Raw genomic sequence first — 12,755 nt, 5'->3', positions numbered from 1 at the left:
ACGCTCTTCCGATCTGGAGTCTTGATCGAGCTCGCGCTGACGGAACTGCTGGAAAACAGCGTCGAGTACGGCGGCGAACACGTCAACATCCGCGTGGAGGCCGACCGCGAAGCCGGCCGGGTGGATCTGCGCGTCGACGACGACGGTCCGGGGATCCCCGACTACGAGCGCACCGTCGTCGACGAGTCGACGGAGATCACGCAGCTCGAACACGGCAGCGGCCTCGGCCTCTGGATCGTCCGCTGGGTCGTCGACTCCTGCGGCGGCCGCCTGCGCTTCGAGGAGAGCGACCTCGGCGGGACCGCCGTCGTCCTCTCGCTGACGCCGGCCGACGAGGCAGACGAGTGAGACGGCTAGCGCTCGGGACCGACGCTCCCTTCCGAGAAAACGGCCCGTTCGAGCGGGCTAGGCCGGCGTCTCGCTCGTGTCGACGGTGTGGTCGATGCGGACGAAGCCGTAGTCGCACTCCCAGCAGTGCCACTTGACCTTCTCGCCGATGTGGACTTTCATGCTGGCCGCCTGGTAGAACTCCTGCTCGCTCTCACAGACCGGACACTCGTGGGTGAGGACTTCGCTCATGTCACCCCTTTCCGAGCCGCGGTAATTTAACGTCCCGATCTTTCGTCGGGTGACTCGGCCGCTGCCGGCGGCTCGTCGTCGAGGACGGTTCGACCGTCCCGGCCGTTCGGACCCGGAGTTAAGTCGCTGGCCGCCCGAGCGGCGGTATGAAGATCTACACGGGCCGCGGCGACGAGGGACAGACGGACCTGCGGGACATGTCCCGCGTCTCGAAGGCGAACCCGCGCATCGAGGCCTACGGCACCGTCGACGAGGTCAACGCCACGGTCGGGTCGGTCCGCCCCACCGGCCACGACGACGTGGACGAGCTACTGGCCGAGGTGCAGAACCACCTCCACGTCGTCCAGGCCGACTTCGCCAACCCCGACCCCGACGAGGACGACCCGCGGGTCCGCGAGACCCATGTCGAGGCGGTCGAGGACAGCATCGACGAGTTCGACGCGGAACTCGACCCGCTGGAACACTTCGTCCTCCCCGGCGGCTCCGAGGCCGGCGCGCGACTCCACCGGGCCCGCGCCGTCTGCCGGCGTGCCGAGCGCCGCGGGGTCGCGTTCGCGGACGCCGAGGACGGCGTCAACGGGACTGCCCTCGTGTATCTCAACCGGCTCTCGGACCTACTCTTCACGCTCGCCCGCGTGGTGAACGAGCGCGAGGGCGTCCCCGAGGAAGAGCCGACGTACTGACTCGGCGCCGGCCCCGACCGGAGGGGCGTCCCCGCTCACTCGGTCCGCTCGTAGACGATCTCGCCCTCGCGCTCGCGAACGGTCGCGCGACCGGCCGCTTCGAGCACGTCGAGGTGACCGACCGCCTCGCTCATCCCCGGGAACTGCTCGGTGACCGGCAGGTCGCCGAACAACTCGTTCATGACCGCGGCCGGCGTCGTCGGCTCGTCCAGCAGGCCGGCGACGCGCTCGGTGCGGTCGTCGTGTTCGGCGAGGATGTCGTCGATGCGTTCGGTGGGGTTCCCGATCCGGTCGCGGTGGCCGGGGTGCAAGCGGTCGTATCCCTCCTCCCGCAGGTCTGCGAGGCAGTCGTTGTACGCCGGGAGCACGCGCGGGCGGTCGGATTCGGGGTCCGGTGGCGGCTGGAGGAACGGATTGGGCGTGATCTCCGCGAGGACGTTGTCGCCGACGAGCGCCTCCCGACCCGCGGGACCGTCGAACGCGAAGCTGATCTCGCCGGCGGCGTGACCCGCCAGGTCGCCGACCAGCAGTTCGGTCCCGTCGACGGTGACGCGGTCGCCCGCGGCGACCTCGCGGTCGACGGTCACGCTGGGCGCGTAGTGGACGAACGCACCGGGCAGTTCGGTGACGGTGTCTGCCGTCGAGGGCGCCATCCCGCAGCGTTCGAAGAAGTCGCGGAAGAAGGCCTGTTCGGCGTCGAGTCGGCCGGGGAAGTCAGCCATGATCGACGCCGCGTCGGGATGTGCGACGACCGTCGCGCCGCGCTCGCTGAACCGCTTGGCGAGGCCGAAGTGGTCGGGATGGGGATGGGTAATGAGCAACTGCTCGATATCCTCGGGCGTCAGGTCGCGCTCGGCCAGCGCGTCCGTGAGGTGTGCCCAGGCCTCGTCGCTGTCGGGACCGGGGTCGACGAGCGTCCGCTCGGTCAGGTAGGCGTTGACCGGCCCGACCTGGAAGGGCGTCGGCACCGGTACCTGCTCGAACATGGCCTCCGCTACAGGGCGCGAGCGTAAGGGTGTGGCGGGTGGACGCTCCCGTTCGACCCCGCGAGCGGCCGCACACGGCGATGCCCACCGTCGCGTGCAAGCCTGACAGTATGGGACAGACAGCGGCGCGGGCCGCAATGGCCCTGCGCCGACGTGTTTTAGGTTAACCTAAAAACACATAAACGTTGCGGTGGGGGAAACGCATATATCTGTTGGCGGCGTAAGGACAGATATGAACCGACACTTCGAAGACAGCCTGTACTACCTGAAGCGAGCGGTTCGGACGGCTCGAACGGGTGTGCGCGAGGAGCTGGCGCCGGTCGAGGATCGGGTACGGGCGCTGGTCGGTCGCGAACGCGAGCCCGAGCCGGGACGGATCGAGGCCGTTCGGTCGGAACTGGAGACGATCCCGGAGCGAGTTCGTGGGGAAGCCGGGGCGGTCGTCGCCGAGGCGCGCGAGACCGTCGGCGAGTATCGCGGCGGCGAGGCCGGGTCGCAGTAACGACCACGGAAAGCAATTCTTAAGGGCGGTGCTGGATTACCGTCGAGTGTCCGGGTTGGTGATCTAGTCCGGTTATGATACCTCCTTCACACGGAGGAAGTCGGCGGTTCAACTCCGCCCCAACCCATCTTCTGACGGCACGACTCCGCGAGCGACTTCCATGTCGCTCGCCCTCGTGCCGTCTGTCGTTGGTTTCGCGGAGTTGAAGCAGACGAGACGCGCGCAACGACGTGAGCACGTCTCGGCGCGGTTCAACTCCGCCCTAACCCATTTTCGAGGCGCAAACTGACGAGCGGTGCGAGCGGCTGCGCCGCGAGCCCGCGAGTCAGCGAGCCGAGAACTGGTGTCCGGAGTTGAACCCCGGCAGTCGCGCGCAGCGAACGGAGTGAGCGAGGACGTCTGCCTCCGGTTCAACGCCGCCCCAACTCGTTTCTGGTGATCCCCCACCGTGAAACTCCCCGGACAGGAAGAGCGACGCGACTAGACGGTTCGCACGGCTGGAGTGGCTCGACGTGGCAGACGGCGGGTGTACCCGGACCGGACGGTTCGCGGTTCCGAACCGGTCACTTGGGTCGGGGGAGCGGCGCGTCGGTCTCGTTGAGCCAGTCGTCGAGCGTCCCGCGGAGTCGGTCCCGGACCGCCGGCCGGTCGGAAGCGAGGTTGCGCCGCTCGGAGCGGTCGTTCGCGAGGTCGTACAGCTCGACGCGGTCGCCCTCGTAGAAGCGGTGGAGCTTCCAGCGGCCGGCGCGGACGACGGAGACGGGCTCGGCCTGGAAGGGGCGGCCGGCCGAAGCGCCCGCGTGGTAGAACGGGAAGTGCCAGAACAGCGCGTCGCGGTCGGGCGGCGTCCCGTCGGTGAGCCACGGGACGAGACTGCGGCCGTCGACGACGTGGTCGTCGGGGACGGCGTCGTGCGCCCCGGCGAGGTCGACGAACGTGGGAAAGAAGTCCGTGCCGGCGATCGGCGTCGACGAGCGGCGGCCGCCGGGGACGACGCCGGGCCAGGAGACGACGGTGGGGACGCGGATGCCCCCCTCGTAGAGGGTGCGCTTCCCGCCGCGGAGCGGGCCCTGAGAGGTGACGCGCTTCCAGTCGCGGGGGAGGCCGATCTCGTCGTAGTCGCCGAGGCCCCCGTTGTCGGAGGTGAAGACGACGAGCGTCTCCTCGCGGATCCCGCGTTCGTCCAGCGCGGCGAGGAGGCGGCCGACGTTGGCGTCGAGGTTCGACACCATGGCGCCGTAGGTAGGGTTGCACTGGCCGTTCCAGCAGTCGACGTCGCGGTAGGCGTCGACGGCGTCGTCGGGGGCCTGCAGCGGGCCGTGGACGCTGTAGGTCGAGAAGAGGAGGAAGAAGGGGTCGGGGCCGCCGGCGTGGTCGGCAACGAACTCGATGGCGTCGTCGGTCAGGCGGTCGGGAAGGTAGCCGCCGTCGTCGGTCACGTTGGGGAGGCGGTAGGGCGAGAAGTAGCCGGCGGGCGGGCGGCCGACGATGTCGCCGCCGACGTTGCGGTCGAAGCCTCGGGCGAGCGGGCCGTGCCGGGAGTCCGCCTCGCCGAGGTGCCACTTACCGACGAAGCCCGTGGCGTAGCCGGCGTCGGAGAGCACCTCCGCGATAGTCGCGTTGTCGGTCCCGAGGCGCTCGCTGTTTGGGGGCGTCTCCAGGCGGCGGGCTTCGGGGCGTCTCGGCGGCGGGTCGGTGACGGTTCCGACACCGTGGCGAGGGGTGTACTGGCCGGTGTTAAAACAGGCGCGGCTCGGGGCGCAGTTGGGCGCGTTCGCGTAGCCGCTGGTCGCCACGACGCCCTCGTCGGCGAGAGCGTCGAGGTTCGGCGTGTCGTAGTACTGGCTCCCCTGGAACCCGGTGTCGAGCCAACCCAAGTCGTCGACGTAGACGACGACGATGTTCGGCCGCTCGGGCAACGGCGCCCCCGGGTAGTCGGGGGCGTTCGTCGCGCTCGGGGTCGTCTCGCGTCGCCCGGCACACCCCGAGAGCGCGACACCCGCGCCGAGTCCCGCGAGCGCCTCTCGCCGCGTCACGCCGCGTCGGCCGTCCATGCACACCTGTCGAGTTCCTGTCTTTATAGGTGATGGGGTCGGCGAACGCGCACACTACCCGTCTCGACCGGCCGGCGAGCCCAACAGCGTCCCTCGAACGAGACACGGGTCGGCAAAAATCACCGCATCTCGTCGAGCGCGACAACCGTGTCGGACATCAGATAGGCCGTGTCGCTGTCCTCGCGCTCGATGCTCAGCGCGTAGAACGAGTCACGCCCGCCGTCGACGGTGACGTGGTAGGCGGCAGTCGTCAGGGGGTCCAGCGTCGACGGATCCTCGGGTTCGGTGGAGGTCACACCACTTCTCACCGATGGCCACTGATAACCGACTCGATCTCCGCATTCTCGCCCGTATCGGCAGACATATTCGAAGAAAATTATGAAAAAGAAAATAATATTTCTTCCCGAGCGACGATCTCGCCGATACAAAAACCAGTTTCAGCGGCTCTTCCGCCCGTATGTATCCCGGATCCGAAACCACGTTCGGATGCCGCTTTTCGGAATACAGTCCTGAGTGACCGATACAGGCAGAACACGCGTACTCACCGACCGGATCGGGTCGACGAGCGGATCATATGTATTTATATAATTACTTCGATAGATCGAGCAGAAGTCCAAACAGTGTTTTCGACCGACATTTACTCCCCGGAGAGCGTCGCCGTCCGGGGATTGAGGCGACCGGTCTGGGAGTAGATGCCGACGACGAGCAAGCACCCCGCGAGGAGTGGTATCAGGGCACAGGCAGCGTAGACGGGGGCGAAGCCGACCGCCTCGACGACGGGAAGCGAGACCATCGGGCCCAGGCCGCCGCCCAGATCGCCGAGGACGTTGTTGGTGGCCATCGCGCGACCCGTGCGGTCGCTCGGGGTGAGATCCGCGAGCAGGGCCATCAGCGGGCCGTTGGCACCGCCCTGTCCGGTGCCGATGAGGACGCAGGCGGCGACGAGACGCTCCAGAGAGCCGGCCGTCGAGAGGGCGGCGAATCCGACGAAGGAGACGACGAGGAACCCCACCAGCGTGGGCACGCGGGCGCCCAGTTCGTCGCTGAGCTTGCCGCCGCCGAGGGTGAACACGGACGCCGAGAGGACGGTCACGGCCATGAGCAGGCCGGACATGCCCTGGGGGCCGTAGCCCCAGACGGTGATGCCCTTCGCGTCGACGAAGAGGACGAGCGTGGCGAACAGCGCGCCGAGGTAGGCGAAAAAGAGGCCGAAGTTGACGAGGCCGACGGTCAGCGTGGGCAGCGCGGTGTCGATCTCCCAGGGCTTGACCGCGGTGCGCTCCTCGTCGACGTGGGTCTCGGGGATGGTGCGGTAGGCGACCGCGCTGGCCAGCAGGGCGAAGCCGGCGGCGACCGCGAAGGCGGCGAACACCGAGTAGGCGTCGCTGACGACGCCGCCCATGACGAGGCCCGCGGGAAAGCCCAGCGTGATGCCGCCGCGGACGACGCCCATGTTCGTCCCCCGGTCCTCGCCGTCGCTCACGTCGGCGGCGATGGTGTAGGCGGTAGCGAACACCAGCGCGCTGCCGATCCCCCAGAGGATGCGAGCGAGGAGGAACCACGCTTCGGGCAGCGGCGCCCGGAGCGCGACGACGTAGCCCCCCGTCGCCAGCCCCTCGACGAACAGCCCGACGACGAAGGGCGTCCGGGTGCCGACGCGGTCGACGATCGACCCCGCGGGCGCGTTGGCGAGGATCCGCGTGAAGCGGTTCGCGCTGAGGATGAACCCGACGAGGAACGGCGAGATACCGAGTACGGTGCCGAGGTTCGGGAGGATGGGGAAGACGACGCCGCCGCCGAGTCCGACGAGGAACGTGCTGACGATGACCGAGGCGACGACCGTCCGGCGGCGTTCCATGACCGCAGTGGGGCCGCCGAGCGAATAAGAACTGTGAGTCCGGCCGAGCGGACGTATCGGGGAGCCCGGACCCGTCCGTCCGGGCGCGTTGTCGCTCGGGAACGCCGTCGCTCCGGAACGACTCGGCGAGCGCAGAATGGGTGTCCGAACCCGCGGGCGACGGGTTCGAACGGGCGGATGGGGCCGCCCCGCGGGCGACGGGGCGGCGGGCACGAGCGGCGGGCGGCCGCCCGGCCCTGTCGGGTCGCGGGTGGGGTGTTCGGGTACGCGGTTGGCCCGCCAGGTGGAGGGCGCGCCGACCGCACTCGAAGCGTGGGACCCCGCCACAATAACCCCTCGCGAGACTAAAACAACGATTTAACGTTTCGCTCGAACGGCCGAGAGCCGGGACGTTCCGGAGGTCGACGCTTCGAAGCGGCGGATCTCCGCCTCACTCGCTGTCGCTTCGGTCGGCACCGTCGGGGGTCGGGGTCGACACCGGGTCGTCGACCCGCTCGGGCTCGTCCGCGGCCGCGTCGTCGAACGCGTCGCCGGATTCGAGGTCGACAGCGACCGGATCGTCCCCGCGACCGGCGACGCGTCGAGCGACGACTGTGGCGACCGCGCTGACGACGACGCTCGCCGCCGCCAGCTTGACGAACCGACCGCGACCGCTCGACCCCGTCGTCTCGTCGCCGCCGGCGGTTTCGGTCTCGACCGCCCCGTCGTCGGCGACTGTTTCGTCGCCGGCGTGTCGGTCGTCCGCCTCGGCTCGTCGACCGTCGGATCGGCCGGTGTCGGCGCTGAACCGGGCGTCGTCGAGGTGTACTTCGAACAGGGTGACGTTCTCGAATACCATGGTAGTACCGACGGTCGCCGAGGGCTTAAATACACACTGAGACGTGCTGACAGCGCGTCCAGGGTCGGAGTGGTCGGCGACCGTCCGGTCCGAGCGGCCGACGAACGGCTCGCAACGGCGTCCGCGGCGGACCTGTCGACGGCCCGACCAGAACGGTTAACCGCGCGATGGCCTAATCCTCGGGCGATGAACCGACGGAGATTCCTCCACTCCGCGACGGGCGTCGCGGCGGTCGGCCTCACCGGCTGTCTCGGCGACGGCGGCGGCGACGCGACCGATACCGCCGCGCCCGGCACCCGATCGACGCCCGCCCCGACCCGGTCCCCGACCGACGACCCGACGGCAACCCCGACCCCGGACGGACCCAGCGGCGTCTACGTCCAGTCGTTCCGCGAGACGATGGTGATGCCCGGAACGGCGACCGCCGGGGACTACCGTTTCGCCCTGCTGGTCGCGGTCCCCCACCGCTTCTGGACCGTCAACCTGGACGAGCGTTCCGTCACCGAGATCGAGGAGAGCGACGACGTCCACCTGATGGCGACGGTCTGGGACCCCGAGACCCGAACGGTCCTGCCCGACTCGAACCTCTCGGTCGAGATCACCCGCGACGGCGAGCTGGTCACCCAGGAGGTCATCTATCGGATGCTCTCCCAGCGGATGGGGTTTCACTACGGCGCGAACTTCCCGCTCGAGGGCGACGGGACCTACACCGCACGGCTCAGCGTCGGCGGCGTGAGCGCGCGCACGACCGGCGCCTTCGAGGGTCGCTTCGGGGACGGCGCGACGGCGGCCGTCGAGTTCGAGTGGTCCAAACAGGTGCGCGAACGGCTCACGACCGAACAGCTGGACCAGGCGGGCCAGCGCGGGGCCCTGCGGCCGATGGAGATGGGCGACGTACCCCAGCCCCGCGCGCCCGAGCCGACCGACCTCCCCGGTCGCGTCCTCGGCACCGGCCGCAGCGACGACGCCAAACTCGTCACCACACAGCTCCCCGCCGCCGACGCCGGTCGGTTCACCGACGGGCAACCGTACCTCGCCGTCTCGGCGCGGACGCCGTTCAACCGGCTGGTCCTCCCGGCGATGGCGTCGTCGGCGTCTGTCGCCCGCGACGGCGAGACGGTCTTCGAGGGCCCGCTCGAACCCACGCTCGACCCCGACCTCGGCCACCACTACGGCGCGGCGCTGCCCGAACCCGTCCGCTCCGGTGACGAAGTGACCCTCCGAGTGGGGACGCCTCCGCAGTTGGCCCGTCACGAGGGCTACGAGCGGGCGTTCCTCCGGATGGGGTCGGCGACGGTCACCGCCTGATATGTCGGGGACCGCTTCCCGCCGGGTCGCCGTCGTCCTCGCGCTGGCGCTGGCGCTCACGACGCCGCTGGCGGTCGCGACCGTCCAGGCTCACGGCGACCACGTCGCGGCCGACTCGCAAGTGACCGACGACGGGGCCGTCGTCGTCGAGGCGGTGTCGGCGCTGCGGCCCGGGTTCGTCGTCCTCCACGCGGACGACGGCGGGCGTCCCGGGGCGCCGATCGGCCACGAGTACGTCGGTCGGACGCCGGACCTGACCTACCGGACGAGCGTGCCGGTCCGGATCGACGACGCGACCTGGGCGGAGTGGCCGGGCAACCGGACGGTCTGGGCGGTGTTGCACAACGACGTCGACGGGGACGAGACGTTCGACCCCGGGACCGACGCGTCGGCCGCGCGGCTCAGTCCGGCCGCCCGGACGAAGATCACGGTCCGAAAGAGCGACGGGGTGACCCGGGTCCTCGGCATGCGGTTCGAAGCCCAGCCCGTCCCCGACGGGGCGCTCACGGTCCGGCGAGTCGACTTCTCGGCGCCCGGCCACGTCGCGGTGTACCCGGTCGGACGGAACGCCAGTATCGGGTCGCGCTCGCTGCCCGCGGGCGTCCACCGCAACGTCACGGTCGCGCTAAACGAGTCGTTCGTCGCCGAGCGCGACCGCGACTTCCGGGTCCGCGTCGTCGCACATCGCGACGACGGCGACGGCGCGTTCGGTCCAGCCGACCCGCCGATCACCGCGGGCGACCGGCCAGTCCAGACGTATCTGACCGTCGCACCCGGGAACGGCACGGACGACGGCCCCCTGATCAACACGCCGACGGTGACGACCGCCCCCGAGGCGTCGCCCACGGCATCGCCGACGGACGGATCGACCGCGGGTAGCGGAACCGTCACGAGCGCTCCGGCGGGTACGTCGCCCGGTGGCGCGACCGGCGGGGAGCCCGCCGCGACCGAGACCACCTCGGGCTCGGGTGCCGGCTTCGGCGTCGCACTCGCCGCGCTGGTGGTCGTGCTCGCCACGCTGGTCGCCGTCGGACGGTCCCGTCGGGAGTAGCGCTCGACGGGGATGGCCGCGATCGGTGAGGGGTGGCGGCCGAAGCCGTCGCTGTTCGGGCTGGGAGCGTCGAAAGCCGAAGAGATGGCCGTCCTGCGCTACAGGTAGTCGCCGTCGACGGTCACCGTGACGGACTCGCCGTCGACTACGAGGTCGTAGTCGCCGGCCTCGACGCGGTGGCCGTCGCCGGGCGCGTAGACGCCGAGGTTCTCCACGGGGACCTCGACGGTGACGGTCGCGCGTTCGCCGGCGTCCAGATCGACCCGTTCGAACGCCTGGAGGCGCCGCTCGGGCATGACGAGCGTCTTCGACTCGGTGGCGCTGTACACCTGCACCACTTCGGTCCCGCGGCGGTCACCGACGTTCTCGACCGCGACGTCGAGTTCGACGGTGTCGCCGGGGCCGACGACCGCCTCGTCGACCGAGAGGTCGCCGGTCTCGAACTCGGTGTAGCTCAGCCCGTGGCCGAACTCGTAGAGCGGGTCGTAGGAGTCGGGGTGCTCGGAGTCGCCGATCGGACGGGGCTGGTGGAGGTGGTCGTGGTGGAGGTCGACCTGCGTACCCGAGCGCGGGACCGTGACCGCGAGTCGGCCGCTGGGGTCGTTCTCGCCGACCAGCGTCTCGGCGACGGCTTTCCCGCCCATCGTGCCCGGGAAGTACGCCATCAGCACGGCCTCGGCCCGCTCGTCGAGGTGCTCGACCGCCAGCGGGCGCCCGGTGACGAGGACGCCGACGACGGGCGTCCCGGTCTCGGCGACCGCCTCGACCAGTTCCTGCTGGGCCTCGCCCAGCGCGAGTCGCTCGCGGGTGGGGAACTCGCCGGTCTCGGTGCGGGGGTCGCCCGCGCCGAACTCGTGGAGGTACCACCCCTCACCGAGCGCGAGGACGGCCACGTCCGCGGCGGCGGCCTTCTCGGCCGCGGCGTCCACGTCCAGGGTCTCGTTGTGCGTCGCTCCCTGCTCGTGGGTCACCTCGCCGTCGACGTGGGCGCGGATCTCCTCGGCGATGGTCGTCCCGTCGACGTGTTCCTCGCTCTCGACCGACCAGCCGCCGACCTGACTGACCAGATCGTCGGCGTTCGGTCCGCCGACGAACACGTCCTCGTCGCCGTCGAGCGGGAGACAGTCGTCGTTTTTCAGGAGCGTCATCGCCTCGCGCGCGGTTTCCAGGGCGGCCTCCTGGTGGTCGTCGGACCCGACCGTTTCGACGGCCTCGTCCTTCTCGACGTAGGGGTCCTCGAACAGTCCCATCCGGAACTTCCGTTCGAGAACGCGCTCGACGCTCGAATCGAGGACCGACTCGGCGAGGTCGCCCGACTCGACGAGGTCGACCAGCTCTTCCTGTTCGAGGTCGTTGCCGACCGAGGCCACGTCGAGGCCCGCCGTCCGGGCGTCGTAGGTCGCTTCCCGGAGGTCCGCCGCGGTCTTGTGGTCGTCGGTGAGGTGGCGGACGCCGCCCCAGTCCGAGACGATGGTCCCGTCGAAGCCGAGATCGCCGCGCAGCAGGTCCGTGAGCCACCGCTCGGAGCCGTGGACGGGCTCGCCGTTGATGGAGTTGTAACAGGGCATCACCGACTCGACGCCTTCCGCCAGGGCGGCCTCGAACGGCGGAACGAACGTGTTTCGGAGCTTGTACTCCGAGACGTCGACCGGCGCGGCGTCCTCGCCGCGCTCGGGCTCGCTGTAGGCCGGGAAGTGTTTCGCCGTCGCGACGACGGTGTCCTCGGCCTCGATCCCGTCGCCCTGGTAGCCCCGCACCTTCGCGGCGGCCATCTCGGCGACCAGCCGCGGGCTCTCGCCGAACGTCTCGAACACGCGGCCCCACCGGGGGTCACGACCCACGTCGCAGGTCGGCCCGTAGTTCTGGTGGGCGCCGGTCGCCGCCACTTCCGTCGCGGTGACCCGCGCGCCCGCCTCGATCAGGTCGGGGTCCCACGTCGCCGCCGCGCCCAGCCCGTTCGGGAACACCGCCGAGCCGGCGACGTAGGCGTGCCCGTGGACCGCGTCGACGTTGAAAAAGAGGGGGATCCCGAGCCGCGTCTCCTCGGTCGCGACCTCCTGGAGTTCGTTGACGATGTCGACGATCTCGGCGACTTCGGTCCCCGTCGACCCGCCCCAGCCGAACGGCGCCGCACAGCCGAGGTGCTGCTCGCGCACCAGGTCTTTGACCTCCGCCACGTCGACCGCCCGGTGCATCTGCCCGGCCCACGTTCCGACTAGCTGACCGGCCTTCTCTTCGACTGTCATCCGATCGAGCAGATCCGAGACTCGCCGCGATACCGGGAGATCCGGGCGTTGATACTCGGGATCCGCGTCGCTCGATTGCATGTTCGGATGGATTTCCGACGCCCACATAAACATTGCGAGGTGAATCCCGAGCCGGACCGTCCGGGTGAGCCGAACGGCCGTCCGTGGTATCGATATCCACACGTATTTGTCGCTCGACGGGCTGGACTCGGGTATGACCGACGAGGAGTCCGCACCGTTGGAGGGGGTCGACACTGTATCCGAAGCGATGGACGACGAAGACCGCGAACAGATCCGGGAAGCACTCGCGTCGGAGACGAACATCAGGCGAAACGAGGCCGCCCAGGCGCTGTCGCAGCTCGCCGAACGGGACCCGTCGGTGGTGCGCCCGTTCGTCGACGACTTGCTCCCGCTGCTCGACGACGACCGCAACTCGGTCGCACAGCAGGCGGGAACCGCGCTGCTGGGCGTCGTCCGAGAGTACCCGGAGGACATCGTCGACTCGGTGCCTGCGGTCTTCGGACTGATCGAACGGGATTTCAACTCGCTGGAACTGCTGGGGACACAGATCATCGTACAGGTCGTGTTGAACGAGCCCGAGGCGGTGGCGCCCCACCTCTGTCTCTTATACACATCTCTGATGGCGCGAG

Annotated in this window: 13 protein-coding genes and 1 tRNA gene; 7 read left to right on the top strand and 7 right to left on the bottom strand. The window is 69.8% G+C overall.

Features of this window, described 5'->3' with window-relative positions; translation table 11 throughout:
• The coding region (locus C475_RS09030) for a sensor histidine kinase (RefSeq protein ID WP_006883508.1) at positions 1-348 on the top strand (348 nt) is incomplete at its 5' end.
• A gap of 57 nt (positions 349-405) precedes the next feature.
• Here C475_RS09030 and C475_RS24320 read toward each other — a convergent pair.
• Complete coding sequence (locus tag C475_RS24320) at positions 406-579, bottom strand: DUF7838 family putative zinc beta-ribbon protein (RefSeq protein ID WP_006883507.1); 174 nt, start codon at positions 577-579, stop codon at positions 406-408.
• Between the two features lie 146 nt (positions 580-725).
• Between C475_RS24320 and C475_RS09025 the strand changes: the two genes are divergently transcribed.
• Positions 726-1,262 carry a cob(I)yrinic acid a,c-diamide adenosyltransferase gene (locus C475_RS09025; protein WP_006883506.1) on the top strand — a complete coding sequence of 179 codons (537 nt, stop codon included), beginning with the start codon at positions 726-728 and terminating at the stop codon, positions 1,260-1,262.
• A 35-nt stretch (positions 1,263-1,297) separates the two neighbouring features.
• Here C475_RS09025 and C475_RS09020 read toward each other — a convergent pair whose 3' ends face one another.
• Entirely contained in the window at positions 1,298-2,248 is a 951-nt protein-coding gene (locus C475_RS09020; protein WP_006883505.1) for an MBL fold metallo-hydrolase, read from the bottom strand.
• A 232-nt stretch (positions 2,249-2,480) separates the two neighbouring features.
• Between C475_RS09020 and C475_RS09015 the strand changes: the two genes are divergently transcribed.
• Positions 2,481-2,750 (top strand): DUF7553 family protein, encoded by a 270-nt coding sequence (locus C475_RS09015; protein WP_006883504.1) that lies wholly within the window; start codon positions 2,481-2,483, stop codon positions 2,748-2,750.
• 52 nt (positions 2,751-2,802) lie between these two features.
• Positions 2,803-2,877: transfer RNA gene (locus C475_RS09010), tRNA-Val, on the top strand.
• A gap of 436 nt (positions 2,878-3,313) precedes the next feature.
• Here the strand turns inward: C475_RS09010 and C475_RS09005 are convergent.
• The 4 genes from C475_RS09005 to C475_RS08995 form a co-directional block, all read right to left on the bottom strand.
• On the bottom strand, positions 3,314-4,804 hold the full coding sequence (locus C475_RS09005; RefSeq protein ID WP_006883503.1) for a sulfatase: 1,491 nt from the start codon (positions 4,802-4,804) through the stop codon (positions 3,314-3,316).
• 119 nt (positions 4,805-4,923) lie between these two features.
• The gene (locus C475_RS24315) at positions 4,924-5,100 is read right to left on the bottom strand and encodes a hypothetical protein (protein WP_006883502.1); all 177 of its coding nucleotides are present in this window, start codon (positions 5,098-5,100) and stop codon (positions 4,924-4,926) included.
• Positions 5,101-5,441: 341 nt separating this feature from the next.
• Complete coding sequence (locus C475_RS09000; RefSeq protein ID WP_006883501.1) at positions 5,442-6,662, bottom strand: MFS transporter; 1,221 nt, start codon at positions 6,660-6,662, stop codon at positions 5,442-5,444.
• Positions 6,663-7,092: 430 nt separating this feature from the next.
• Complete coding sequence (locus tag C475_RS08995) at positions 7,093-7,500, bottom strand: hypothetical protein (protein WP_006883500.1); 408 nt, start codon at positions 7,498-7,500, stop codon at positions 7,093-7,095.
• A gap of 186 nt (positions 7,501-7,686) precedes the next feature.
• Here C475_RS08995 and C475_RS08990 point away from each other — a divergent pair, with 186 nt between their 5' ends.
• Both C475_RS08990 and C475_RS08985 read left to right on the top strand, forming a co-directional pair.
• On the top strand, positions 7,687-8,808 hold the full coding sequence (locus C475_RS08990; RefSeq protein WP_006883499.1) for a DUF7350 domain-containing protein: 1,122 nt from the start codon (positions 7,687-7,689) through the stop codon (positions 8,806-8,808).
• 1 nt (position 8,809) lies between these two features.
• Positions 8,810-9,859: a DUF7282 domain-containing protein gene (locus C475_RS08985; RefSeq protein WP_006883497.1), complete on the top strand. Its 1,050-nt coding sequence runs from the start codon at positions 8,810-8,812 to the stop codon at positions 9,857-9,859.
• A gap of 98 nt (positions 9,860-9,957) precedes the next feature.
• Here the strand turns inward: C475_RS08985 and C475_RS08980 are convergent, their stop codons facing one another.
• Entirely contained in the window at positions 9,958-12,186 is a 2,229-nt protein-coding gene (locus C475_RS08980; RefSeq protein WP_006883496.1) for a glycoside hydrolase family 3 N-terminal domain-containing protein, read from the bottom strand.
• Positions 12,187-12,319: 133 nt separating this feature from the next.
• Here C475_RS08980 and C475_RS08975 point away from each other — a divergent pair.
• The coding region (locus C475_RS08975; RefSeq protein ID WP_152436371.1) for a hypothetical protein at positions 12,320-12,755 on the top strand (436 nt) is incomplete at its 3' end.

It is taken from the genome of Halosimplex carlsbadense 2-9-1, from assembly GCF_000337455.1.
Lineage (GTDB): Archaea > Halobacteriota > Halobacteria > Halobacteriales > Haloarculaceae > Halosimplex > Halosimplex carlsbadense.
This window is presented reverse-complemented; position numbering and strand designations above follow the sequence as displayed.

Excerpts from the sequence above, each read along its gene's own strand:
- C475_RS24320 (WP_006883507.1), bottom strand. The coding sequence starts at position 579 with ATGAGCGAAGTCCTCACCCACGAGTGTCCGGTCTGTGAGAGCGAGCAG.
- C475_RS09025 (WP_006883506.1), top strand. The coding sequence starts at position 726 with ATGAAGATCTACACGGGCCGCGGCGACGAGGGACAGACGGACCTGCGG.
- C475_RS09020 (WP_006883505.1), bottom strand. The coding sequence starts at position 2,248 with ATGTTCGAGCAGGTACCGGTGCCGACGCCCTTCCAGGTCGGGCCGGTC.
- C475_RS09015 (WP_006883504.1), top strand. The coding sequence starts at position 2,481 with ATGAACCGACACTTCGAAGACAGCCTGTACTACCTGAAGCGAGCGGTT.
- C475_RS09005 (WP_006883503.1), bottom strand. The coding sequence starts at position 4,804 with ATGGACGGCCGACGCGGCGTGACGCGGCGAGAGGCGCTCGCGGGACTC.
- C475_RS09000 (WP_006883501.1), bottom strand. The coding sequence starts at position 6,662 with ATGGAACGCCGCCGGACGGTCGTCGCCTCGGTCATCGTCAGCACGTTC.
- C475_RS08995 (WP_006883500.1), bottom strand. The coding sequence starts at position 7,500 with ATGGTATTCGAGAACGTCACCCTGTTCGAAGTACACCTCGACGACGCC.
- C475_RS08990 (WP_006883499.1), top strand. The coding sequence starts at position 7,687 with ATGAACCGACGGAGATTCCTCCACTCCGCGACGGGCGTCGCGGCGGTC.
- C475_RS08985 (WP_006883497.1), top strand. The coding sequence starts at position 8,810 with ATGTCGGGGACCGCTTCCCGCCGGGTCGCCGTCGTCCTCGCGCTGGCG.
- C475_RS08980 (WP_006883496.1), bottom strand. The coding sequence starts at position 12,186 with ATGCAATCGAGCGACGCGGATCCCGAGTATCAACGCCCGGATCTCCCG.